Source organism: Lelliottia jeotgali (assembly GCF_977070485.1).
Genome location: NZ_CDRVFO010000002.1, coordinates 429,587 through 453,479 on the forward strand (window position 1 = coordinate 429,587; position 23,893 = coordinate 453,479).

General features: G+C 64.0%; 17 protein-coding genes. 12 read left to right on the top strand and 5 right to left on the bottom strand.

Features of this window, described 5'->3' with window-relative positions; translation table 11 throughout:
• Position 1: 1 nt before the first annotated feature.
• From ACW4TB_RS04470 to mexE, 3 genes are read right to left on the bottom strand one after another with little or no spacing between them, the layout of a single operon-like run.
• A complete protein-coding gene (locus ACW4TB_RS04470) occupies positions 2-1,417 on the bottom strand; it encodes a TolC family protein (protein ID WP_279933138.1) in 1,416 nt (471 codons plus the stop codon).
• Positions 1,414-4,593, bottom strand: a complete 3,180-nt coding sequence (locus tag ACW4TB_RS04475; protein WP_012314307.1) for an efflux RND transporter permease subunit — start codon at positions 4,591-4,593, stop codon at positions 1,414-1,416. Before ACW4TB_RS04475 ends, ACW4TB_RS04470 begins: the two co-directional genes overlap by 4 nt.
• A gap of 12 nt (positions 4,594-4,605) precedes the next feature.
• Positions 4,606-5,847, bottom strand: coding sequence for a multidrug efflux RND transporter periplasmic adaptor subunit MexE (gene mexE / locus ACW4TB_RS04480; protein WP_012314308.1), 1,242 nt, complete (start codon positions 5,845-5,847; stop codon positions 4,606-4,608).
• Positions 5,848-6,026: 179 nt separating this feature from the next.
• On the opposite strand from mexE, the gene ACW4TB_RS04485 reads away from it, so the two are divergent.
• On the top strand, positions 6,027-7,199 hold the full coding sequence (locus ACW4TB_RS04485) for an MFS transporter (RefSeq protein ID WP_012314309.1): 1,173 nt from the start codon (positions 6,027-6,029) through the stop codon (positions 7,197-7,199).
• Between the two features lie 139 nt (positions 7,200-7,338).
• Here the strand turns inward: ACW4TB_RS04485 and ACW4TB_RS04490 are convergent, their stop codons facing one another.
• Entirely contained in the window at positions 7,339-7,818 is a 480-nt protein-coding gene (locus tag ACW4TB_RS04490) for a GNAT family N-acetyltransferase (RefSeq protein WP_012314310.1), read from the bottom strand.
• A 137-nt stretch (positions 7,819-7,955) separates the two neighbouring features.
• On the opposite strand from ACW4TB_RS04490, the gene ACW4TB_RS04495 reads away from it, so the two are divergent.
• From ACW4TB_RS04495 to ACW4TB_RS04510, 4 genes are all read left to right on the top strand, one after another.
• Positions 7,956-8,576, top strand: a complete 621-nt coding sequence (locus tag ACW4TB_RS04495) for a LysE family translocator (RefSeq protein WP_455842891.1) — start codon at positions 7,956-7,958, stop codon at positions 8,574-8,576.
• A gap of 21 nt (positions 8,577-8,597) precedes the next feature.
• Positions 8,598-9,470: an alpha/beta fold hydrolase gene (locus ACW4TB_RS04500; protein ID WP_254467762.1), complete on the top strand. Its 873-nt coding sequence runs from the start codon at positions 8,598-8,600 to the stop codon at positions 9,468-9,470.
• 101 nt (positions 9,471-9,571) lie between these two features.
• Positions 9,572-10,447 carry a pirin family protein gene (locus ACW4TB_RS04505; RefSeq protein ID WP_254467763.1) on the top strand — a complete coding sequence of 292 codons (876 nt, stop codon included), beginning with the start codon at positions 9,572-9,574 and terminating at the stop codon, positions 10,445-10,447.
• A 249-nt stretch (positions 10,448-10,696) separates the two neighbouring features.
• Positions 10,697-10,927, top strand: coding sequence for a DUF1652 domain-containing protein (locus tag ACW4TB_RS04510; protein ID WP_455842892.1), 231 nt, complete (start codon positions 10,697-10,699; stop codon positions 10,925-10,927).
• An 80-nt stretch (positions 10,928-11,007) separates the two neighbouring features.
• Here the strand turns inward: ACW4TB_RS04510 and ACW4TB_RS04515 are convergent, their stop codons facing one another.
• A complete protein-coding gene (locus ACW4TB_RS04515) occupies positions 11,008-11,295 on the bottom strand; it encodes a hypothetical protein (protein ID WP_012314315.1) in 288 nt (95 codons plus the stop codon).
• A 270-nt stretch (positions 11,296-11,565) separates the two neighbouring features.
• Between ACW4TB_RS04515 and mnxG the strand changes: the two genes are divergently transcribed.
• The 7 genes from mnxG to ACW4TB_RS04550 all read left to right on the top strand — a co-directional run bounded on the left by mnxG (position 11,566) and on the right by ACW4TB_RS04550 (position 23,823).
• Entirely contained in the window at positions 11,566-17,445 is a 5,880-nt protein-coding gene (mnxG, locus tag ACW4TB_RS04520) for a manganese-oxidizing multicopper oxidase MnxG (RefSeq protein ID WP_279933144.1), read from the top strand.
• 18 nt (positions 17,446-17,463) lie between these two features.
• The gene (locus ACW4TB_RS04525) at positions 17,464-19,446 is read left to right on the top strand and encodes a cytochrome D1 domain-containing protein (protein ID WP_279933146.1); all 1,983 of its coding nucleotides are present in this window, start codon (positions 17,464-17,466) and stop codon (positions 19,444-19,446) included.
• Positions 19,443-20,099: an SCO family protein gene (locus ACW4TB_RS04530; protein ID WP_279933148.1), complete on the top strand. Its 657-nt coding sequence runs from the start codon at positions 19,443-19,445 to the stop codon at positions 20,097-20,099. Before ACW4TB_RS04525 ends, ACW4TB_RS04530 begins: the two co-directional genes overlap by 4 nt.
• Entirely contained in the window at positions 20,096-20,761 is a 666-nt protein-coding gene (locus tag ACW4TB_RS04535; protein WP_254467766.1) for an SCO family protein, read from the top strand. The genes ACW4TB_RS04530 and ACW4TB_RS04535 overlap by 4 nt, the downstream gene beginning before the upstream one ends.
• A gap of 110 nt (positions 20,762-20,871) precedes the next feature.
• Positions 20,872-22,398: a cytochrome c/ABC transporter substrate-binding protein gene (locus tag ACW4TB_RS04540; protein ID WP_279933152.1), complete on the top strand. Its 1,527-nt coding sequence runs from the start codon at positions 20,872-20,874 to the stop codon at positions 22,396-22,398.
• Positions 22,399-22,410: 12 nt separating this feature from the next.
• Positions 22,411-23,052, top strand: coding sequence for a SurA N-terminal domain-containing protein (locus ACW4TB_RS04545; RefSeq protein ID WP_254467768.1), 642 nt, complete (start codon positions 22,411-22,413; stop codon positions 23,050-23,052).
• Between the two features lie 240 nt (positions 23,053-23,292).
• Positions 23,293-23,823 carry a response regulator gene (locus ACW4TB_RS04550; protein ID WP_012314322.1) on the top strand — a complete coding sequence of 177 codons (531 nt, stop codon included), beginning with the start codon at positions 23,293-23,295 and terminating at the stop codon, positions 23,821-23,823.
• The last annotated feature ends 70 nt before the right edge of the window (positions 23,824-23,893 follow it).

Here is a 23,893-nt window from a genome sequence, read left to right on the forward strand (position 1 = left end):
ATCAGCGCACGCTGGCCACCGAGTCCGGCTGCCAGCCGCCGCCCAGCGCCTTGTAGATCGAGACAATGCCGCGATACAGGTCAACCTCACCCTGCGCCTGTGCATCTTCGGCGCTCAGCCGCTCACGCTCGGCATCGAGCAGCACCAGATAATCCACCGTACCTTCGCGGTAGCGCACCGAGGCCAGATCTGCCGCCTTGCGGCTGGCATCGCTCTGACGCATCAGCGACAGCAGCCGCTGCTGGGTCTTGTCATAGTCGCTGAAGGCATTGGCCGACTCTTCCAGGGCCAGTAATACCTGCTGTTCATAATTGGCCAAGGCACCCTCTGCATCGGCTTTGGCACCGCGCAGGCGGGCGCGCACGCTACCCAGATCGAACGCAGCCCAAGTGATGCTTGGCCCCAGCCCCCAGGCGTTGGCTGCCGACGAGCCGATCTGCGAACCGCGCGCCGCGGTAAAGCCTAAAAAGCCGCTCAGGCTTACCCGCGGGAACAGGTCGGCAGTCGCCACGCCCACATTGGCGGTGGCTGCGGCGAGTTGGCGCTCGGCACTGCGGATATCTGGGCGGCGGCGCAGCAGTTCACCCGGGTCGCCCACCGGCAGGGCCTTGGCGATAGCCGGCAAGGCCTTGGGCGAGAGGTCCACGCTCAGGGCATCCGGGCGCTGGCCGAGCAGGGTGGCAATGCGGTGGCGAGCCCGTGCCTGCTCGGCCTGCAGTTGCGGCACTGTGGCTTCGACCCCGGCCAGGCGGGCGTCAGCGCGCACCACATCGAGCTCGTTGCCGACCCCGGCGTCGCGCAGGGTCACCGTGATGCTGCGCGATTCCTGCTGGGTCTTGAGGTTGGCCACGGCGATCTTCTCGCGCAGTTGTGCACCCCGCAGCTGGCCATAAGCATCGACCAGTTCAGCGATCAGGCTGACCTGCAACTGCTGCAGGTCGGCCTGGGCGGCAGCTGCCTGAGCGTCGCTGGCTTCGATCTGGCGTTGGATACGGCCGAACAGGTCGAGCTCCCAGGCCATGTCCAGGCCCAGGTCGTAACGCTCACTGTTGACCCGCTGATCGGTCTGGCCGGGTACCTGGCCCTTGCCGATCTCACTGCTGGCGCGGCTGGTGACCACCGGCAACTGGTCATTGGCGGCATCATCGCGGATCGCCCGCGCCGACTTGAGCCGTGCAAACGCCACGCGCAGGTCGCGGTTGCCGTCCAGCGAAGCCTGCACCAACTGGTTCAGTACCGGGTCATCGAACTGCTTCCACCACACGCTTTCGAAGCGGCTACGGTCGAAGGCCTTGGCCTGGATGTCGCTGGCCAAACGCGCAGGCTCAGTGTCCGGCGCTTTGTAGTCCGGGCCTACCGCGCAGGCCGCCAGGGCCAGTGCCAGCAGGCTCGGGGTCAGGGGTTTGAGCAGCTTCATGCGTGGTTCTCCAGCGATTGAACGCGTTCGGCCTTGCGGGCCTGGCGACGTTCGACGAAACGGCGAATCAGGAAGAAGAACACCGGTGTCAGGAACAGGCCGAACACGGTCACGCCGATCATCCCCGAGAACACCGCTACACCCATCGCATGGCGCATTTCCGAGCCGGCACCGGAGGAGAACACCAGCGGTACCACGCCCATGATGAACGCGATCGAGGTCATCAGGATCGGCCGCAGGCGCAGGCGGCAGGCTTCCAGCACCGCAGCCAGCGGGTCGAGGCCCTTGGCTTGCTCGTCCTTGGCGAACTCGACGATCAGGATGGCGTTCTTGCACGCCAGGCCCACCAGTACGATCAAACCGATCTGGGTGAAGATGTTGTTGTCGCCACCGGAGACGATCACCCCGGTGATTGCTGACAGCAGGGTCATCGGCACGATCAGGATCACCGCCAGCGGCAGGCTCCAGCTTTCGTATTGGGCCGCCAGCACCAGGAACGCCAGCAGCACGCACAGCGGGAACACCAGCAGCGCGGTATTGCCGGAGAGGATCTGCTGGTAGGTCAGGTCGGTCCACTCGAAGGTCATGCCGTTGGGCAGTTCCTCGTTCAGCAGTTTCTCGATCGCGGCTTCGGCCTGGCCGGAGCTGTAGCCCGGGGCTGCCGCACCGTTGATTTCCGCGGTGATGAAGCCGTTATAGTGCATCACGCGATCAGGCCCGGAGGTGTCGCTGACCTTCAGGAAGGTCGCCAGCGGGATCATCTCGCCCAGGTTGTTGCGCACCTTCAACTGGCCGATCTGCTCGGCATCAAGGCGGAACTGCTGCTCAGCCTGGACGTTGACCTGGTAGGTGCGGCCAAAGCGGTTGAAGTCGTTGGTGTACAGCGAACCCAGGTAAACCTGCAGGGTGTCGAAGATGTCGGTGATCGCCACGCCGTGGGTCTTGGCCTTTTCCCGGTCGATGGCCGCATCTACCTGGGGCACGTTCACCTGGTAGCTGGTGAACAGGCCTGCCAGCTCCGGCACGTTGTGGCTCTTGGCGATGATGTTCTGGGTTTCCTTGTACAGCGCTTCGTAGCCCAGGTTGCCGCGGTCCTCGATCTGCAGGCGGAAGCCGCCGATGGTGCCCAGGCCTTGTACCGGCGGTGGGGGAAAGATCGCGATGTAGGCATCCTGGATGTCGGCGAACTGGGCGTTCAAGGCGGCGGCAATGGCCGCTGCCGACTGGCTCGGGTCCTTGCGCTCATCGAACGGCTTGAGCGGGGTGAACACGATGCCGCTGTTGGGGCTGTTGGTGAAACCGTTGATCGACAGGCCCGGGAAGGCTACCGAGTCGGCCACGCCAGGTTGCTTCAGGGCGATTTCGCTCATGCGCTTGATCACCGCCTCGGTGCGGTCGAGGCTGGCGGCGTCAGGCAACTGGGCGAATGCCACCAGGTACTGCTTGTCCTGGGCCGGCACGAAGCCGGTCGGGGTGGACGAGAAGCCCAGATAGGTCAGGCCCATCAGGCCGGCATAGACGAACAGGGCGATGCCGCTGGAGCGGATGACCCGGCGCACACCACCGACGTAACTGTGGCTGGCGCGGTCGAAGAAGCGGTTGAACGGGGCGAACAGCCAGCTGCCCAGCAGTTTTTCCAGCAGCCGCGAGAAACGGTCTTTGGGTGCGTGGTGGTCCTTGAGCAGCACTGCGGCCAGGGCTGGCGACAGGGTCAGCGAGTTGAACGCCGAAATCACGGTCGAGATGGCGATGGTCAGGGCGAACTGTTTGTAAAACTGCCCGGTAAGGCCGGAGATGAACGCGGCGGGTACGAACACTGCGCACAGCACCAGGGCGGTGGCGATGATCGGCCCGGTCACTTCGCCCATCGCCTTTTGCGTGGCTTCCAGCGGTTTGAGGCCTAGCCCGATATTGCGTTCGACGTTCTCCACCACGACGATGGCGTCGTCCACCACGATACCGATGGCCAATACCAGGCCGAACAGCGACAGGGCGTTGAGCGAGAAACCGAACAGGTGCATCACCGCGAAGGTCCCGATCAGCGACACCGGCACAGCCAGTAGCGGGATGATCGAGGCGCGCCATGTCTGCAGGAACAGGATCACCACCAGCACCACCAGCACCAGCGCTTCGAACAGGGTGTGCACCACTGCTTCGATGGAGCCGCGCACGAAGATGGTCGGGTCATAGACGATGCTGTAGTCCATGCCTTCAGGGAAGTCTTTCTTCAGCTCGGCCATCTTCGCCCGCACTTCGTCGGAGATCTCGATGGCGTTGGAACCGGGGCGTTGGAAGATCGGAATGGCCACCGCCGGCTGGTTGTTCAGCAACGAACGCAGGGCGTACTGGCTGGAGCCGAGCTCGACCCGGGCGATGTCCTTCAGGCGAGTGATTTCGCCATCGGCACCGGCGCGGATGATGATGTTCTCGAACTCTTCCTCGTTCACCAGCCGGCCCTGGGTGTTGATCGACAGCTGGAAGCTTGTCGAGCCGGGGGCGGGCGGGGCACCCAGCTGGCCCGCGGCAACCTGGCGGTTCTGCTCGCGGATGGCCGCGACCACGTCACCGGCGGTCAGGTTGCGCGAAGCGGTCTTGTTCGGGTCGAGCCACACCCGCAGCGAGTAGTCGCCCATGCCGAACAGTTGCACATCACCCACGCCGCCCAGGCGTGCCAGCTCGTCCTTGATGTTGAGGATGGCGTAGTTGGACAGGTAGAGCATGTCGTAGCGATTGTCCGGCGAAGTCAGGTGCACCACCATGGTCAGGTCGGGTGAAGCCTTGTCGACGGTGATACCGATACGGGTCACTTCTTCCGGCAGCTTGGGCTGGGTGCGCGTGACACGGTTCTGGACCTGAACCTGCGCGTTGTCCAGGTCGGTGCCCAGGGCGAAGGTGATGGTCAGGGTGAGCTTGCCGTCGGCGGTGGATTGCGAGGACATGTACAACATGTTCTCGACACCGGTGATGGCCTGCTCCAGCGGTGCGGCGACGGTTTCGCCGATAACTTTGGGGTTGGCGCCCGGGAAGTTGGCGCGCACCACCACGGTAGGCGGCACTACTTCCGGGTATTCACTGATCGGCAACTGGAACAGCGAGATGGAACCCGCGATCAGCAGCACCAGCGACAGCACCGCAGCGAAGATCGGCCGGGTAATGAAGAATTTCGAAAAGTTCATCGGTGTTGTCCCTTAACCGCGCGGCGCTTGGGCGCTGGCGACTTTTGCATTGGTGCCGGCAACCTTCGGCGGCGGGTTGCTGGCTTCTAGAGCCTGGCGCTGCTGGGCGAGGGCGGCGAGGGTCTGTTCGCTGGCCATGGGTGTTTCTTGCGGGGTGACTGGCGAGCCAGGGCGTACCCGCTGCAGGCCCTTGACCACGATGCGATCATCCTTGCCCAGGCCGCTGCGCACGATACGCAGGCCTTCGAGCTTGGGCCCCAGTTCCACGGCGCGGTAGGTCGCCTTGTTGTCCTTGTCCATGACCAGCACGAACTTCTTGCCAAGGTCGGTGCCCACGGCTTCGTCGTTGATCAGCACGGCGTCGTACTGGGCGCTGCCCACCAGCTTCAGGCGGGCATACAGGCCAGGGGTGAACTGGCCGTCGCGGTTGTCGAACACGGCACGGCCACGGATGGTGCCGGTGCGCGGGTTGACCTGGTTGTCGACGAAGTTCATCTGGCCAAGGTGCGGGTTGCCGGTTTCGTTGGTCAGGCCCAGGTAAACCGGAGTGGCTTGGCCGCGCTGCCCTTCACGGGCCAGCTGTGTGTACTTGAGGTACACGCGCTCGTCGGCGTCGAAGTAGGCATAGACCTTGTCGGTGGAGACCACGCTGGTCAGTGGCGTGACATCGGCAGTGACGATGTTGCCGGCGGTGTACTGGGCGCGGCTGACACGGCCGCTGATCGGCGCGGTGACACGGGTAAAGCTGAGGTTCAGGCGGGCCAGGTCAAGCTGGGCCTGGATCGCATCGACACCGGCGCGGGCCTCGGCGGCGGCGCTGCTTCGCGACTCGGCAAGCTCGGCGGAGATGGCGTTGCTGTCACGCAGACGCTCGCCACGGCGGGCTTCGTTGGCGCTGCGGATGGCGGTGGCCTTGGCCTGTTGCAATTGTGCTTCGAGGCGGCGCACTTCGGCCTGGAACGGGCGTGGATCGATCTGGAACAGCAGGTCGCCTTTCTTGACCTGGGCGCCTTCGGTGAAGCCCACCAGGTCGATCTGGCCGGATACGCGCGGGCGCACTTCGACGGTTTCCGGGGCTTCGAGGCGGCCAGTGAATTCGTCCCATTCGTTGATCGGCTGCTCGATCACTTTGGCGACGGTGACCTTGGGCGCGGCGGGAGCCTGCACGGCATCTGGGGTGCGGCCACAAGCGCTGAGCACCACCACTGCCAGGGCAGCGAGGGGGAAGCGCAAGGGTTTGAGTGAGTGGTCCATGGAGAACTCCGCCAAAGTATTAGTAGTGGGCGGAGTGTGAGTGCCTTGCGCGTGACGCACGAATCGAACGCAGCGAAGGTTATTATCACGCGCAATGATATGTCGGGATATTTCATCGATGGCGGGCATGGTAGGGTGCCAGCTTTGATCCTCCCGCGCATGTGACCCAAGGCCCGATAGTGAACAGCTCCCCTCAACTCCCCGGGCCCTTTGGCATCGTCTGCCTGGGCATCCTGCAAATACTGGTCTGGGGCGGTTCGTTCTTCCTCATGGCGGTGATGGCCGAGCCCATCAGCCGCGACACTGGATGGCCCAGCCAGTGGGTGTACGGTGCGCTATCGCTGAGCTTGATGGTCTCGGCGCTGCTTGCCCCGCTGTCCAGCCGCCTGGTTGCACGCTACGGTGGCCGTCCGCAGATGGCCGCCAGTGGCGCCGTGGTCGCGATGGGCTTGCTGCTCATGGCCGTCAGCCAAGGGCTGGGGCTGTTCCTGCTGGCCTGGGCGGTGATCGGGGTCGGCATGGCGATGGGGCTGTACGAGGCACTGTTCGCCACCCTTGGCGGGTTGTATGGCGAGGGTGCGGGCAAGGCAATCACGGGCATCACCCTGATCGCCGGCTTCGCTTCGACCCTGTCCTGGCCGACAGTGGCCTTGGCCATCGAACACCTGGGCTGGCGCACCACCTGCGCCTGCTATGCGCTCGTGCTGCTGGTGGTGGTGGCGCCTTTGTATTGGCGAGTGTTGCCGGCCGGGGGGCGGGTGGAGGTGCGCAAGGCACAGGATCAAGGCAACGCGATCGGGGTCGATCGCCAGCTTTATCTGCTGTTGACCAGCATGTTCGCTATTGGCGCGATCATCATGACGGCAATTGCCGTGCAACTGGTGGCCGTGCTCCAGGGCCTTGGGCACTCGCTGCCGGTGGCAATTGGCCTGGCGGCGATGCTCGGCCCCAGCCAGGTGGCCTCCAGGGTGTTGCAGATTCTGGCCGGCCAGCGCCATCCGATCTGGACGGCCTTGGCTTGGGTCAGCCTGGTGCTGGTCGGCCTGCTGTTGGTGACGCTGGTGCCGGCGGCCACGGCCGTGGGCCTGCTGGTGTTCGGTTGTGGTAATGGCTTGCGGGCGATCGTGCGCGGGCTGTTGCCCTTGGCGATGATGCCGCCTGCGCAATACGTGCTGTTGATGGGGCGCATGTCGCGGCCATCGCTGATCGGCCAAGCGTTGACGCCGCTGGTGGGGGGCTACCTGTTCGAGCACTTTGGCGCGATGGGGGTGCTGGTGACCTTGTGCCTGTTGGCGCTGGTCAATGTGGTGCTGGTGGGCGCGGTGATGCAACGGGTGCGCAGCGGCGCGTGACGGGCGGCTCCCACTGGGTTTGCGCTGAGCTTGAGAGCAGCGGGGTACCTGTAGGAGCCGGCTTGCCGGCGATCACCGGCGAAGCCGGTGCCCTGCACCGCAGCGTCTGCATCGCCGGCAAGCTCACACAGGTTACCGATCAACCGCGGGCAAACTGCAGCAGCTTGTCCCCATCCAGCCGGTACCGCACCCACTCATCCTGCGGCTCGGCCCCCAGCGACTTGTAGAAACCGATCGCCGGTTCATTCCAGTCCAGCACACTCCACTCCAGCCGCCCGCAGCGGTTCTCCACGGCTTCGCGGGCAATATGCCGCAGCAGGTCGCGGCCCGCGCCGCCACCGCGCTGCTCAGGCGTGATGTACAGGTCTTCCAGGTAAATACCGTTGCGCCCCAGCCACGTCGAATAGCTGTAGAAATACACGGCAAACCCCACTGCCTGGCCATCGCGTTCGCAGATCAGGCTGTGCACCGTGCTGCCTTCATCGAACAGGCTGTGCTCGATATCGGCAAGGGTGGCGATCACTTCATGGCGCGCACGCTCGTACTCGGCCAGTTCGGTGATGAATGCAAGAATCTGTGCGGCATCAGTACGTACTGCGGGGCGAATGGTAAGGCTCATGCTGGGCTTCCTTGGAAAGCAGTGCGTCGTATCGATACAGTCATGTGTATCTGCGTAATTTAATGTAACTGTACCGGTTGTGCGGAAGGCGACTGCCGTAGTGTGACAGCACTCATAACGATTCTGGAATGCCTGCCATGCTCGCCTCTTTCGACCTGCTGATGGCCTTTGTGCTGTTTGCCTTCGTTTCCTCGATAACCCCAGGCCCCAATAACACCATGCTGTTGGCATCAGGGGTGAACTTTGGCGTGCGTCGCTCCATCCCTCACGCCCTGGGCATCAGCATCGGTTTCATGGTCTTGGTACTGGCCGTTGGCCTGGGCCTTGGCGAGGTGTTCAAGGCCTGGCCTGCGTTGTACACCGTGCTGCGTTACGTGGGCGCCGCCTATTTGCTCTACCTGGCTTGGAAAATCGCCACCTCCGGGCCGTTGAGCGCCGATTCGTCCAATGCCCGCAAGCCTCTGGGCTTCTGGGGGGCAGCAGCGTTCCAGTGGGTCAACCCCAAAGCGTGGGTGATGGCGGTAGGGGCGATCACCACCTACACACCGGCCCAGGGCTATGTGATGAACGTGATCGTCATCGCGGCTGTGTTCGCCTTGGTCAATCTGCCCAGCGTCGGCGTGTGGGTGATGTTTGGCAGTGCGCTGCGCAACCTGCTGCAGAACCCGCGTTGGCTGATGCTGTTCAATGTCCTGATGGCCTTGCTGCTAGTGATATCGCTTTACCCGCTGCTGTTTGTAGAATCGGCGTTTTCGTAACGCGTAGAGTACGGCAAACCGATGCAGTTGATTCCCTGGTCTCACCAATGCTCCGAAGGTTTCACCTTACGCGGCTGGCGCTCGCCGGCCAGCGGCAAGCCGCTGCTGCATTTCTTGCACGGCAATGGCTTCTGCTGCCTGGCCTACCAGCCGATGCTGGCGCGTCTCGGCGAGCACTTCGACCTGTGGCTCAGTGATGTTCAGGGGCATGGCGACAGTGACCATGGCGGTGTGTTCCGCGGCTGGAACCGCACGGCTGAGTTGGCAGTGGAGGCTTTCGAAACGGGCCGTGGCGAGTATGGCGACGTACCTCGCTATGCACTCGGGCACAGCTTTGGCGGCGTGCTCACTGGGCTGATCCTGGCCAGCAGCCCTGCGTTGTTCGAGCGCGCCGTATTGCTTGACCCGGTATTGTTCAGCCGGCGCATGATCGGGGTCATGGGGGCCGCCGCGCTGGTGGGGCTGCATCGCCGGCATGCCCTGGCACGCAAGGCCGCCAACCGCCGCAGCCATTGGCCCGACCGCGAAGCGGCGCTGGCCTCCCTGCAAGGGCGGGGCATCTTCAAGGGCTGGAGCGATGCGGCGCTGCAGGCCTACATCGAACATGCCATCGGCGATTGCGGTGAGGGCGTGGTGCTCAAGTGCCGGCCCAGCCGTGAAGTTGAGATTTTCAGTTCCTTTCCGACGCGCATGTGGGCGCATCTTGCCGCCATCCAGGCGCCAACCCGGGTGCTGTATGGCGAACAGACCTATCCCTTCGTGCCGCATTCGGTGCAGCGGCTGGCGTCGATCAACCCCAGGGTCGAAGCCTGCCAGGTCGCCGGAGGCCATTGTTTCATGCAGGAAGACCCGGGCATGGCCGCGCAGCGGATACTGGATTACCTGCAGGGCTAAATCACTGTTCCATTGCTGGAACGATGCATGCCATTTGCGCGGGCTACCGGCTGATTGGTCTCATTGGTAAGGTTAACCCAGCCTTAGAGAGGAGACTTCTCATGAAAAAGATCCTGGGTATTCACCGCAGCCCTCACACCCACTGGGTAGGGGATGGCTTTCCGGTGCGCAGCCTGTTCACCTACGACAACCTGGCCAAGCAGATCAGCCCGTTCCTGCTGCTGGATTATGCCGGCCCCCATGCATTCACGCCCACCAGTGCCCGGCGCGGCGTAGGCCAGCATCCACATCGTGGTTTCGAAACGGTCACTATCGTTTATCAGGGCGAACTGGAACACCGTGATTCCACCGGTGCCGGAGGCCTGATTGGCCCTGGCGATGTGCAATGGATGACGGCCGCCAACGGCATCCTTCACGAGGAATTCCATTCCCCGGCGTTCGCCCGCAGTGGCGGTATGCTGGAAATGGTGCAGCTGTGGGTCAACCTGCCTGCGCAGGACAAACGAGCCGCTGCCGGTTACCAGACGCTGCTGGCAGCCGATATCCCTGAAGTGCCGTTGGCGGGGCAGGCAGGTAGCCTTCGGGTGATCGCTGGCAGCTACCAGGGACATCCAGGCCCAGCGCGCACCTTCACCGCGATGGATGTCTGGGACATGCGCCTGGGCGCAGGTGCTGCAGTGCAGTTGCCTGTCGCTGCTGGCCGCAATGCTGCGCTGATAGTGTTGCGTGGCACTGTGAGGGTCAACGGTGAGCGTGAAGCCGGGCCGGCCAGCCTGGTATTGCTGGAGCGAGCGGGTGAAGACGTGGCCATCGAAGCGCTGGACGGAGCGAGTGTGCTGTTGCTCAGCGGCGAGCCGATCGACGAACCGATTGTGGGTTATGGGCCATTCGTGATGAACAGCCAGGCGGAAATTGCCGAATCCTTCGATGATTTCCATGCCGGGCGCTTCGGCCAGATGGCGGTCGAGCCCCACTGACCAGCCTTGCATCGCTGACCGCTTGTCGCGAAGTGCCATCATTGGATCGAACGGTAGTGGGGCGCGTCCGTTCTTTTACTAAGGTGCTAGATGATCTCCCGCATCACCATTGCCCCGGCGCATGGACGGCCGCCTTGGCATGCTCATTATCAATTGGCACCCCGCCTGCCAAAGGCGTACTCCAATAAACAGGCCATCCACTGAAGAGAGGGTCGTAACATGTCATTGATAGGCGTTTCGATACTGGAAATGCGGCAAATGATTGAACAGGCCTGCCTGCCTGATCACTGTGAAGTCAGTTGCCTGGATGGCACCAGCCTGACCATCCGCTTGGGTCAGGGGCCAAATATGGAGCAGGGCGTGACGCTTAGCGGGGTTTCGTTGCAGAGCCTGAACAGTTGCCGTGACGTGGTGAAGCTGGTCGATCACCTGCATGCGCTGCGCGACAGTCAACCAGCGTCGCTAAGGGCGATCGCCTGATTGCTCGGGTGCGCCGGTCAGCCGAGGCTGGCCGGGCGCACATATTCCGGCATCAGGCCACTTAAAGTCGGTAGATCGGCTTATTGCAGTTCAACCAGCAGGTTCAGCCCACCATCGCCGCATTTGCCCTTGTCACGAACAACGCCGTGGTAACTGCGACCATCCCACACGAAGGCTACGCTGTGCGCGCGCTCGACTTTGTCCGGAAGCGGCGGGCAGATATGCAAGCGCAGGGCGGGGCGGCCCTGCAAGTTCAGCGCGGCAAGCTGGCACTGGCATTCAACGCTCAGGGCTACCGGGCCGAACAGCGTGTCGCGCACATAATCGAGTTGCACGTTGGCGTTGGGGGCGCGGCCGGGCATCTTCATCGTTGCGGGGCTCCTGGGAGTTGATGTCACTCATCATCTTGAAAGCAAGTGAGCGCGGACGTTCAATTTTTTCCAAGGGTTGTTGACAAGCCGTTTACCCAATCCCCCGCAATGACAATGAATACCATCCCCCGATGTGGGGATCGCAGCGGGGAATTCACCCCAATCCGGTTCGATTCGAAAGCCAAGTTATTGAATAGAAAGGATATTCTCTTCTGGCATGCACCTTGCTGACCCTCTTGCACAGTTCCTGTGTCCCGGAGGTGCAGCATGTCGACCCCCAGCAAAGGCCCCGTCCTCACATCACTTGTACTGGCCCTGATGGGCTGGACGGCGACCAGCGAGGCGGCTGTGCAATGCCAGCGCACCTTGGTGGCGAACGTGATCGCCCTGGACCAGCCCCTGATGTTCAACCGCCTTGGCGCGCAAAACGCCAACGGCATGATGTTCGCCCTGCGTCAGGATGTAGTGGACGAGCATCAGGTACCGCTCAGCAAGGGGGGCGCCGCAGTGCCGGGCAAAGTGACCCTGCGCCCGGACAAACGCCCACGTCCCATCGTGCTGCGGGTTGCCGCCGGTGATTGCCTGACGGTCAACCTGACCAACCTGTTGGCTTACCAGGCCAATCCCAACAAACACGGTATCGACCATGATGAAAACGAGGTCGAAGGTGTAGAGGGAGAAGAAGGCGAAGACGCCGAAGAAGCCGCAGAAGTGGAAAATGACGGGGGCGAGAACTTCGTCGTCGACGAGCAGGTCACTGATCGCCACGTCGGCTTTCAGGTCAACGGCCTTCAGGCCGTCAACAGCATCGGCGACATTGCCGCCAACACCGGCCGCAATGGCAACTTCCTGATCGCCCCTGGCGCTACCCGCAGCTACACCCTCTACGCCGAGCGCGAAGGTGCCTTCGCCGCCACCAGCCAGGGTGCCACGTTCGGCGGCCAGGGCAACGCCGGCAACGTAGCCAATGGCCTGTTCGGCCAGGTGGTGGTGGTGCCCAAAGGTGGGCGCACCTATCGAAATACCCTGACCGAAGAGGAAATGCGCCTGGCCAGTACCGCCCGTGCCGCCACCGGCCAGCCCGTGGTCGACTACGAGGCCCGCTACCCACAGGTTGAGCCGTGGATAGCCGAAGGCAAGGCCGGCAAGCCGATCATCGCCATGGTCGACGGCAACGAAATCCTCAGCAGTGAAACCGACGCCATTGTCATGGGGCCCAACCCGGACGGCAGCTTCCCGCGTTCCACCTACCCGCTGGAGAGCATCAACAAGCGCAACCCGGCCTTGCCCAACCGCCTGGAAGCGTTCCGCGATTTCGCCTCGCAGTTTGCCGATGAAGTGGCCGCCACTCAGGCCTTCCCCGGCTACTGGGCGGACCCGGTCATGGGGCATGTGCTGGAGCCTACGCGCGACGCGTTCATGATCAACTACGGCTCGGGGGGCATGGGCGCGGAAGTCGTGGCCAACCGCCTGGGGGTCGGGCCCATGCATGATTGCCTGTCCTGCGCCTACGAGGAGTTCTTCCTCAGCGCGCACACCGTGGGTGATATCGGCACCCTGGTGGACGTGCCGGCCAACATTGGCCTGGAACACATTCGCCCAGGCGAAACCCCACCGGCAAACGCCATTGGCGTCAAGGCCAGCATGGCCCTGTACCCGTCGGAGCCTGCCAACGTGCACCACAGCTACATTGGCGACTTCACCAAGTTCCGCAACACCCACAACGGCCATGAGCAACACATTTTCCACCTGCACGGCCACCAGTGGCTGTTCAACCCCAATGACGACAACTCCGACTACATCGACGCCCAGGGCATAGGCCCAGGTGTTGGGTACACCTACGAGATCGCCAACGGCGGCTCGGGCAACCGCAACCGTGTGGCGGGTGATGCCATTTACCATTGCCACTTCTACCCGCACTTCGCCCAAGGCATGTGGGCCATGTGGCGGGTGCACGATGTGTTCGAAGAGGGTACCCGCCTGGAAGTCAGCGGGCAGGGGGAGGACGGCTTCCATGACACGCCGTTCGCCTTGCGCAGCGGCAAGCCGGCGGCCGGCGCACGGGCGCTGCCCGACGGCGAAATCATCGCAGGTACGCCGATCCCGGCGATCGTGCCGCTGCCAGGCAAAGCCATGGCGCCGATGCCGGGCAAGGTCGTGGTAGTGCCGAAACTGGCTCAAGAGCTGATCGCCGAGGATGACGAGGATCACGAAGACCCAGAGCACGGCGATGACGATCACAGCGACGCGCCAGGCGCAGCCAAGGCTGTAGGCTCGCTGGCGCTGGTCGACCGCAGCGAAACCAACCGCAACGCTGACGGCACCCTGAAAAACCCAGGTTACCCCTTCTGGATCGGCGGTATGGAAAGCAGCGTCGGCCAGCGTCCGCCGACCCCGCCGCTGGACATGCTCGACCCGGCCATGGCGCGCCAGCTCAAGGACAGCGGCGCAGCACTGTGGGCCAACCTCGATGGCAACCAGGTCGACGGTTGGGACGGCGGCCTGGGCCGTCATGCGCTCGATGGTGTGTCCGCTGGGGGTGAAGCCGTCACCACCACCACCAAGCTGGATTTCTCCAAGGTGGTAGAAAAGGCCAAGCCGATCTACCTGCCCGAGGAGGGCACCGACGTCGAGCAGGCCGCCATGCAGTTCCACGCCAAGGCCGAGCACCCAAGCTTTGCCCTGATCCCTGGCAGCCAACCGGTGGCCAAGGCGTTTCGCACCAATGGCGCACTGCCAACCGCCGGCGCCCCCTTCTTCGAACCCTGCATGGATGACCGCGGCAAACGCCTTACCCAGGCCTCGTCCACGGGCGAATACTTCAGCGGCGAGAGCCTGGGCGGTATCACCTTCCGTGGTGCCTCCACGTTCACTGCCGACCGCCCTCGTATCTACAAGGCGGCCAACATCCAGTTCGACGCGGTGTACAACAAGGTCGGCTATCACTTCCCACAGGCGCGCATCCTTGCGCTGTGGGAAGACGCATGGCCGGTGATCACCAAGCAGCGCCCGCCAGAGCCGCTGGTGATGCGCATGAACACCTTCGACTGCACCATGTACCAACAAACCAACCTGATCCCGGCGTTCTATGAAATGGACGACTACCAGGTGCGTACACCGACCGATGTGATCGGCCAGCACATCCACCTGCCCAAGTGGGACCTGACCGCAGCCGACGGTTCGGCCAACGGCTGGAACTACGAGGACGGTGTCCTCTCGCCCGGCAGCGTGGTGGAACGCGTGAACGCCATCCGTGCTTTCAATGGCTGCTCACAGGGCGACAGCCGCGACGGCACTGCCGCCTGCCCGACGGCCAAGCTGCACCCGTACTTCGGCCGCTTTGGCCGGGCCGACTGGGTGGGTGCGCGCACAGCCATGCAGCGCTGGTTCGCCGACCCGCTGATCAACGTGCACAACGTCGACCGCGGCCTGGGCACCATCTTCACCCATGACCACTTCGGCCCATCGACCCACCAGCAGTTGGGCCTGTATGCCACTGTGCTGGCCGAGCCTGCCGGCTCCACCTGGCACCACGCCGAAACCGGCGAGCAGTTGTACAACCCCGCCCTGCGCCAGGACGGTGGCCCGACCTCGTGGCAGGCGGTGATCAGTACCGGCGACAATGACGGTGATGGCAAGAACGACAGCTATCGCGAGTTCTTCCTTGAGTACAGCGACTTCCAGCATGCCTATGAAGCCGGCGTGTATGTGGGCGCCGGTCCCGATGGTGTGCCCAACGCCCAGGCCTATCCAGCCACGGCCGACAGCTTCCGCTACGCCATCAACCCACCCGTGCGGCAGAAGGCCTCGAACCTGCTGGAGTCGATCGTCGAATCGCGCGGTGGCCTCAATCCTGGTTGCCCGACCCGGCCATGCCCACAGGCGATCTCCGTGGATGACCCGGGCATGTTCGTCGTCAACTACCGCAACGAGCCGTTGGCCTTGCGCGTGTTCGACCCGAACAAGGTCGCTCCGGACGGCAAACGCGGCATGCAGGCCGACGGCCTCGGCGGCGACCTGGGCTATGCCCTGCAGAGCCGTACCGACCGTGCCATCCCGGCCATGAACCTGGCGCCCTCGGCGATCAACTCCGCGGTCGGCCCGACGGGTGGCACCACCTTGTTCCCGCCGCACATCAATACGGCAGGCAGCGAGCCAGGCGACCCGTTCACCCCGATGCTGCGTACCTACTCTGGCGACAACGTGCGGTTGCGTATGCACGCTGGCGGCTATGAGGAGGAGCACAACGTCACGATGCACGGCGTCAAATGGCTGCAGAACGGTACCGGCTACGGCAGTAGCTCCAACTCGGGGTGGAAGGCCTCGCAGATGATCGGCATATCCGAGCAGCTGGGCTTCCTGGCGCCGGTGTCGATGATCTCCAGCTCCGCGGCCACCAATGGCGACTACCTGTATTCGCTGGACGCGGCCCTGGAAGGCTACTGGAACGGTATCTGGGGCGTCATGCGCAACTACACCACGCAGCGTGCCGACCTGTTCGCGCTGCCGAACAACCCGCAGCCGGTGGCCATGCGCAACACCATCAACTTCGATGGCATCTGCCCGAGAACCACGGCCAACCCCAGCGGCGTCGGCAGCCGGCCAACGGTCAAGCGCAACTACGAAATCGTTGCCGCGCTGGCCAACGACATCCTCGAAAACCGCAACGGTGTCAGCATCAACGATCCGGCCGGTATCGGCCAGCACGTCGGCGGCCCGCTGAAGGCCAATGGTGGCACCTTGGTGTTCAACAGCCGTACCACCAGCATCCCGCAGGTGACGGTGACCGACGAGGAGGATGGCACCACCTTCACCGTGGGCGGGCACAGCGCGCCACTGCACGACCCGACCGCCGTGCTGTATGTGCGCAAGGCCGACCTGGACACCAACACCGGCAAGCTCAAGGCCGGGGTGCCGGTCGAGCCTCTGGTGCTGCGCGCCAATGCCGGCGACTGCATAAGCATCACCCTGGAGAACCGCCTGCCGCTGGTGATGCCGGACCTGCCCAGCACGGCGGTGATGCAGAACGTGGTCAAGCGCGATCGCAACGACAGCGAAGGTGCCACCGCCTTCAACAACAACCTGATGCGGCCCTCCAGCCACGTTGGCCTGCACGCACAGCTGCTGGCCTATGACATCACCAAGTCCGATGGCGTCAACGTCGGCCTCAACCCGGAGCAGACCGTACCGCCGCGCAGCGGTAACAGTGGTGCCTACCCGACCAGGGTGTACCAGTACTATGCCGGGCACCTGGAACGCGAAGGCAAGCCGGTACTGCAACTGGGCCGCACGGTGGACAACATCCGCACCACGGCAATCGAGTTCGGCGCCCTCAACCTCACCCCGGCGGATGTCATCAAGCAACCGCAGAAAGGCCTGGTCGGTGCCATGAGCATCCTGCCGCAGACCGCGACCTTTACCGAGGACGCGGCCAGCCGCACCCAGGCCACGGTCAAGGTCAGTGGCCAGCCGGACTACCGCGACTTCGTCACCGTCTGGCAGCGTGCGCTGAACATGCGTTGGGCCGACGGCCGCCCGGTGGAGGGTATCGCCACCGAAGGCAACGGTGTGCCAGGTGACCCGAAAGACAACGGCAACATGGCCATCAACTACAAGACCGAGCCGCTGTGGTTGCGCTTCGGCCTGGCACCGGACGCTCCGTTTGGTCGTGCCGATGGCTTTGGCTTCGGCGATGTACCCAACGCGCACATGGCCTACAGCAATGCCCTGGTGGGCAGCGACCCGCAAACCCCGGTGCTGTATGCCAAACCCGGTCAACCCGTGCGCAACCATGTGGTGATGCCCAGTGGCGGCAGCCGTGGCATCACCTACCAGCTTGACGGGCACCTGTGGCCACTGCATGCCTACCAGGCCGAGAAAAACGACCTCGACGGCTACCCGATGAAGCAGCCTGGTATCGGTTCGGTGCGCTTTGGCTACAACCCGATGTCGATGTACATCGGTGCCCAGGAGAGCGTGCTGCCCGCCGCGCACTTCAGCTTCATGTTGCCCAGCGCCGGGGGCGCCAACGCGGTGCCGGGCGACTATCTGTTCCGAGACTACGCCGCATACGGCAATACCTCGGGGCTGTGGGGGATTCTGCGGGTTACCGACGACGCACCGCCGGCAACGGCGCCGGCACAATAAGAAAAGGGGCGCACGAATATGCATAACAAGAAAACCCGCCCCGCCGTGCTGGGGGTATTGCTGGGCACGGCGTTGATCGGCCTGGGCGTGGCCTACGAGGAGCTCTGGTGTGACCCGCGCGAGCTGCTGCAGGAGCCCGCAGACCCGCAGGCGCTGCACCGGCTCAGCCGGGATGGGGTGACCGTGGAGTTCGAAGCGCGGCCCCTGGCCGGTAGCGAGCTGCGCGAAGGCGCCTTCGCCAATATTCGCTTCAAGGTCACCGACCAGAACAGCGGCCAACCGCTGTCGGGGATGGCGCCAGGGGCGTGGATCGACCCGGCGCAGTCGGCCCCACTGGAAAGCAGCCGTGACCAGAGCTGCAAGGCCCGGGTGGCGCTGTTTCTCAAGAGCAGCATCGGTGCCAGGCCGCTGCTGGACCTGAACAGCTACTTCCTTTTGGTGCTGAACAAGGATGCCAGCCTGACCGTGATCGACCCGACAGTCTCGGTGGGCGGTGTTACCAGCACCCTGGCACGCATCGATTTGCCGGGTCGGCCCATGGACTGGGTGGCTACCGGCGATGACAAGCAGGTATTCGTGTCGATACCCGAACGCGGCGAGGTCGCGGTGATCGACACCGAAACCTTTACCCGCGTGGCCACCCTGGCGGCCGGCGAGATGCCGCTGCGCGTGGCCTTGCAGCCGGACCAGCGCCGGTTGTGGGTCGGCAACAACAGTGATGATCCGGCCAAGGGCGGGGTGACGGTGATCGATGTACACAGCCGCACCACGCTCAAGAGCTTCGCCACCGGCTCCGGGCACCACGAAATCGCCTTCAGCGCCGATTCGCGCTACGCCTTCGTCAGCAACCGCGACGGCGGCACCTTGAGCATCATCGACATCCCCGAAATGCGCCTGGTGAAAACACTCGACGTCGGCCCGCATCCGCTGGCAGTGGCCTACTCGCCGCTATCCCAGGCGGTGTACGTGAGCGATGGTTCAGAGGGCACGGTGCGGGTGTACGATGCCCGTAGCCATCAGTTGCGCCATACCGTCCAGGCCGAGCAAGGCCTGGGGCCGATGCGCTTTAGCAGCGATGGCCGTTACGGCATCGTCCTCAACACCCTGGAAAACCAGGCGCTGGTGATCGATGCCAGTACCGACAGGTTGATCCACCGGATCCCGGTGGCGGCCGAGCCGTACCAACTGACGTTCACCAAAGGTTATGCCTACGTGCGCGGCCTGTCCTCTTCGAAGGTCAGCATGATCAACCTGAGCAGCCTGGGCGAAGGCCGTCAGCCGATCATCCAGGGTTTCGATGCTGGCCCCGCCGCGCCGCGCCAGGCCGGGGACCTGCCGTTGGCCCAGGGCTTATCGGTGTCACGGGATGACAATTCGGTATTCGTGGTCAATCCGGTGGACAACACCACGTACTTCTATACCGAAGGCATGAATGCACCGATGTCGGGTTACAACAACCGCGGCCACCAGGCCCGTGCCGCCATCGTCATCGACCGCAGCCTGCGCGAACTGGCCCCAGGGGTGTATGGCTCGACGGTGAAGATGCCGGCGTCGGGCAAGTTCGACGTGGCGTTCCTGCTCAACCAGCCGCAGATCATCCACTGTTTCAGCACCGACGTGGCTGCCGCCCCGGATGCGGTCAAGCGCAAGGGCGCGCATGCGGAGTTCCTCGGCCTCGACCAACCTTTACCGCAACACAGCGCCTTCACCGCCAAGGTGCGTATCGTCGGTGATGACGGACGCCCGCGCGTAGGCCTGGACGACCTGACCCTGCGTTACTTCCTGGCGCCGTCGTCGATGCCGCGCAACTTGCGGCTGGAAGAGGTGGGTGAGGGCGTGTACCAGGCCGCGCTGATGCTGCCTGAAGCGGGTGCCTGGTACCTGCATGTGCAGTCACCGTCGCTGGGGCGCAAGTTCGCCGAAGAAAACTACACCAGCCTGCGCGTCCTGCCGGCCGCAGCGTCTGCCGCTTCACAGACTGAAGTGAGGAATGTGCAATGAACGCCAGACATTCTTGCAAGCTGCTCGCACTTTCCATGGCAATCGCCAGCCAACTCGCCCTGGCCCACGCGGGCCATGACCACAGTGGGCATGCTCAGCAGCCGCCAGCGGTACATCAGGAGAAAGCCAGCGTGCGCTTTGCCGATGTTTCATTGCTCGACCAGAATGGCATGCCGGTGCGCCTGGAAAAGGACCTGGTCGGCGATCATCTGGTGGTGATGGGCTTCATTTACACCAGTTGCACCACGGTGTGCCCGGTAGTGTCTTCGATCATGGGCAAGGTCCAGCAGCAACTGGGTGGCCGGGTAGGCCAGGAAATCCGCCTGGTTTCGATCAGCGTGGACCCGCAGCGTGACGACTCCAAACGCCTGCAGTCTTACGCCAAGGCCTTCCAGCATGGCCCTGGCTGGAGCTGGCTGACCGGCTCGCCCTATGCCATCACCGAGACGCTCAAAGGCCTGGGCAGCTTCAGTGCCGATCTCAGCCAGCACCCTCCGCTGATCCTGGTGGGTGACGGGCACAGCGGCCAGTGGACGCGTTATTACGGGTTCACCGACCCAGCCGTGCTGATCGACGACATCAACCGCCTCAGCGCCCGCCGGGTGCATGCCAAGAGTACGGCCATCGCCGAACACCAGGAGGTGCAGCCATGAGCAGCCAAGCGTCCTGTCGCGTCGGCATGCGCAGCTTCGACTGGCTGGCCCTGGCCGGTTGCCTGTGGATCTTCGCGTCGGTCGCCATGGCCCACGAAGACCACGCGCCGACCTCCCCGAGCCCGCAACCGGCGCCACCGACCATGGCCAGTGGCGGTGGAACCCGCGATGCGCACACCTGGTTCACCGACACCGTGCTCCAGGACCAGAATGGCCGCGCGCTGCGCTTTTACAGTGATGTGCTCAAAGACAAGGTGGTGATGCTCAACGTCATCTTTACCCACTGCACCGATGCCTGCCCGCTGATCACCCGCAAGCTGCGTGAGGTGCGCGAGGCCATGGGGCCGGAGCTGGCCAGCCAGGTGACCTTCGTCTCAATCAGCAGCGACCCGCTCAACGACACCCCGGCAGCGCTCAAGGCCTTTGCTGAAAAACAGGGGGTGGACAGCGCCAACTGGCTGTTCCTGACCGGCGACAAGGCCAGCGTCGATCTGGTGCTGGGGCGTATCGGCCAGTTCCTGCCCAGCCCCGAACAGCACTCGACCCAGCTGATAGCCGGTGACGTGGCGGGCAAGCGCTGGAGCAAGATCCGCCCCGATGCACCGCCAGCGGCCATTGCCCAACGCATGCAGTTGCTGACCCAGCCGTTGGCCGGACGATAAATGCACTGACAGGATGTGCGTAGTGGCGCAGAACACAGTGGCAGCACTGACAGGATCTGCGCAGCGGCGCAGAACACAGTGGGAGCCGGCTTGCCGGCGATGAGGCCAGAATGAACACAGCGAGATTACTTTGCTTGGCGCTGGGCCTGAGCTGCTGCGTTCAGGCGCTTGCCCTTGACCTCACTGCCCACGAGCAAGCCGGTAAACGCCTGTACCGCGAGGGCGTATCCAGTAGCGACGCACAATTGCTGGCCCGCGTAGGTGCCAGCGACATGCGCGTGCCCGCCAGCGTGTTGCCCTGCGCCAGTTGCCACGGCAATGATGGCCGTGGCCGCGCCGAAGGCGGGGTGCGCCCGTCCAGCCTCGACTGGCAGCGCCTGGCCCAGGGCCAGGGCGCACGCCAGAGCAACGGTCGCAGCTACCCGGCTTACACCGACAACAGCCTGGCCCGCGCCATCCAGCACGGCCTGGACCCGGCCGGCAACCGCCTGGACCCGGCCATGCCTCGCTTTGAACTGACCCTGGCCGACCAGCGCAACCTCACCGCCTACCTAAAACGCCTGGCTGATGAGCGCGACCCTGGCTTGGAAGAAGGGGTGCTGCGCCTAGGTACCCTGTTGCCCGCCAGCGGGCCATTGGCCGAGGCCGGGCACGTGGTGCGCGCGGTGCTTGAGGACGGGATGGCCCAACTCAATCAGCAGGGCGGCATTCATGGTCGGCGCCTGGAACTGGTGATCGCCGACCCCGGCAGCGACCTGGCCAGTGCCGAGCATGCGTTGCAGCAGTTGCTCGAGCAGGCGCGAATATTTGCGCTGATCAGCCCGCTGGCTCCGATGCTCGACCCGCGCCTGGCCCTGCTGCTCGAACAACACGGCGTGCCACTGGTTGGCAGTACACCGCGTGGCGGCGGCAGCGCACAAATCTTCGACCCCTTGCCAGGCATCGCCACGCAGTTGCTGAGCCTGGCCGTACATGCCCGCGATACCCTGGGCCTGGCGCCAGATGGCTTGCGCGTCGTGTATGCCGGCAATGACCAGGCAATGCTGGCCGAACAGGTGCGCGGGCGCCTGCAACAGCAGGGTTGGGCGCCGGGGCCGATCGAGGCCTTCACTGGCCAGGCGGTGCAGGGGCAGGGCATCGTGTTCGTCGGCCGCGCCCAGGCCTTTGCCGAGCTGGCCACGGCGTTGCAAGCGGCAGACCGTAACCCCTACCTGTTCGCCACCTCCAGCCAGGTGGCCGGCGCCGTGGTCTCGCTGCCGGCGCAGTGGTCGCAGCGGGTGTTCCTGGCCTATCCGTTCGTGCCCGCCGACTGGACCGAACAGGGCATGGCGACCTTGGCAGGCCTGCAGCAGCGTCAAGGCCTCGACCCGCGCCAGGCCTCGTTGCAGGTAAACACCCTGTGCGCACTGCGCCTGCTGGGCGAAGCCCTCAAGCAGATCGGCCGTGACGCCAGCCGCGAACGCCTGGTTGCGGCGCTGGAGGGGCTGCATGACGTCGATACCGGCCTCACCCCGCCGCTGGGCTTCGGGCCAGGCCAGCGCCAGGGCCTGGCCGGCGCCCATGTGGTCGCGGTGGCTCTGCCTGGGCCTCGCTTTACAGCTGTCGCCCCGTATCGGCCTGTACCGGTCAGCCCTTGAGTGGAGGTTGCCATGCGTATCATGTTGCTGTGCCTGTTGCTGCTGGTCGCCAAGGCGGGTTGGGCCGATACCCCAGCGGCGAGGGTCAATGGTGTGGACATCGGGCTGCTGCGCCTGGAGCGCTATTTCAGCGAGTATCTGCAGGCACAGGGGCGGGCGGTGACCAGCATCCGCAACCCCGCGCTGTATAAACGTCTGCGCAGCCAGGCCCTGGACGAGCTGATCGACAAGGAGTTGCTGTGGCAAGAAGCCCAACGCCGCGGTATCGCCATCAGCGATGAACAGGTGTCAGCACAGCTAGGTGAAGTCGAGGCGGCATTCTCTAGCCCGGCGCTGTTTGAAAGACGGCTTGCAGAGGCAGGGTTCGACCGCGCAGCATACGCTGACTACCTGCACCGGGAGCTGGCAGCGCAACAGGTGTATGCCCAGCTCAGCGCGGTAGCCGAACCCACCCAGGCCGAGGTGGAAGCGTTTTATCAGGCCAACCAAGAGAGACTGCAAGGAGCGCAGAACCAAAGTGATAATTCTTCGGTCATACGCGAACAGGGCCTGGTGCTGGCCAGGGCCTCGCTCATCAGCCAATTGCAGGCGCAGTCGAGGCAAGCGGCGCGCCAACGTTTGCGCGAATCCGCTAAAGTGGAAATCGCTGACTGAAGCCTGCGATGGCGTTTCCCCAAAGCTGGGGAATAACGGCTTGGCAAAGTGCCATCAGATGCCCCGGATGTGGGGCAGCGGGCCTGAGCCTGTTCGTAAGGCTATCAAAGGTGCCAGCAAAATCAATAACTTGACGTGGTGCAACATGACTATTCATGCCTGGCACGAAGCCTGCTCAAGCCTTACCAAGGCCGCACTTCGCAGACCGGGGAACCGGGCAGTTCTTGGGAGTCGACCTTGGTGAACAGAGTATTGGTAGTCGATGACGAACAGACTCTTGCGCAAAACCTGCAAGCGTACCTGCAGGCGCAAGGCCTGGAAGTCCATGTTGCCCACGACGGTGCCAGTGGTATCGGCCTGGCTGAGTGCCTGGCACCGGATGTGATTGTGCTGGATTACCGCTTGCCCGATATGGAGGGTTTTCAGGTCCTGGAGACTGTGCGCAAGAACAGGCAGTGCCACTTCGTGCTGATCACCGCCCACCCGACCGCCGAGGTCCGTGAGCGAGCCGCCGAACTTGGCGTGACCCATGTCCTGTTCAAGCCGTTCCCGCTGTCGGAACTGGCGCGCCCGATCTTCGACCTGATGGGCATCGAGCGCCGGCGCAGGGCCACGGACAACCCGGCTGAAGGGTTCGTCGAACGACGCCAGAACAGGAACGAATCGTTCCCCTTGCAGTTGTACGATGGTAGCTGGGTACTGGCCGACCGCCGCCGTAATGGCGCCAAGCCCCCCGGACCCGACGACGACCAACTGCTCACCGGGGAATAGCGGCGCCCGCAGCCCTCACCGAGCCTGCGACGCGCCCCCTGAGCGGAGTCGCAGGCCATGTCCAATGCAG

Bases quoted from the DNA above. Each gene is read 5' to 3' on its own strand.
- ACW4TB_RS04510 (WP_455842892.1), top strand. From the start codon at position 10,697: ATGCGGCAAATGATTGAACAGGCCTGCCTGCCTGATCACTGTGAAGTC.
- mexE (WP_012314308.1), bottom strand. From the start codon at position 5,847: ATGGACCACTCACTCAAACCCTTGCGCTTCCCCCTCGCTGCCCTGGCA.
- ACW4TB_RS04525 (WP_279933146.1), top strand. From the start codon at position 17,464: ATGCATAACAAGAAAACCCGCCCCGCCGTGCTGGGGGTATTGCTGGGC.
- ACW4TB_RS04545 (WP_254467768.1), top strand. From the start codon at position 22,411: ATGCGTATCATGTTGCTGTGCCTGTTGCTGCTGGTCGCCAAGGCGGGT.
- ACW4TB_RS04530 (WP_279933148.1), top strand. From the start codon at position 19,443: ATGAACGCCAGACATTCTTGCAAGCTGCTCGCACTTTCCATGGCAATC.
- ACW4TB_RS04540 (WP_279933152.1), top strand. From the start codon at position 20,872: ATGAACACAGCGAGATTACTTTGCTTGGCGCTGGGCCTGAGCTGCTGC.
- ACW4TB_RS04515 (WP_012314315.1), bottom strand. From the start codon at position 11,295: ATGAAGATGCCCGGCCGCGCCCCCAACGCCAACGTGCAACTCGATTAT.
- ACW4TB_RS04535 (WP_254467766.1), top strand. From the start codon at position 20,096: ATGAGCAGCCAAGCGTCCTGTCGCGTCGGCATGCGCAGCTTCGACTGG.
- mnxG (WP_279933144.1), top strand. From the start codon at position 11,566: ATGTCGACCCCCAGCAAAGGCCCCGTCCTCACATCACTTGTACTGGCC.
- ACW4TB_RS04500 (WP_254467762.1), top strand. From the start codon at position 8,598: ATGCAGTTGATTCCCTGGTCTCACCAATGCTCCGAAGGTTTCACCTTA.
- ACW4TB_RS04495 (WP_455842891.1), top strand. From the start codon at position 7,956: ATGCTCGCCTCTTTCGACCTGCTGATGGCCTTTGTGCTGTTTGCCTTC.
- ACW4TB_RS04505 (WP_254467763.1), top strand. From the start codon at position 9,572: ATGAAAAAGATCCTGGGTATTCACCGCAGCCCTCACACCCACTGGGTA.
- ACW4TB_RS04470 (WP_279933138.1), bottom strand. From the start codon at position 1,417: ATGAAGCTGCTCAAACCCCTGACCCCGAGCCTGCTGGCACTGGCCCTG.
- ACW4TB_RS04490 (WP_012314310.1), bottom strand. From the start codon at position 7,818: ATGAGCCTTACCATTCGCCCCGCAGTACGTACTGATGCCGCACAGATT.
- ACW4TB_RS04475 (WP_012314307.1), bottom strand. From the start codon at position 4,593: ATGAACTTTTCGAAATTCTTCATTACCCGGCCGATCTTCGCTGCGGTG.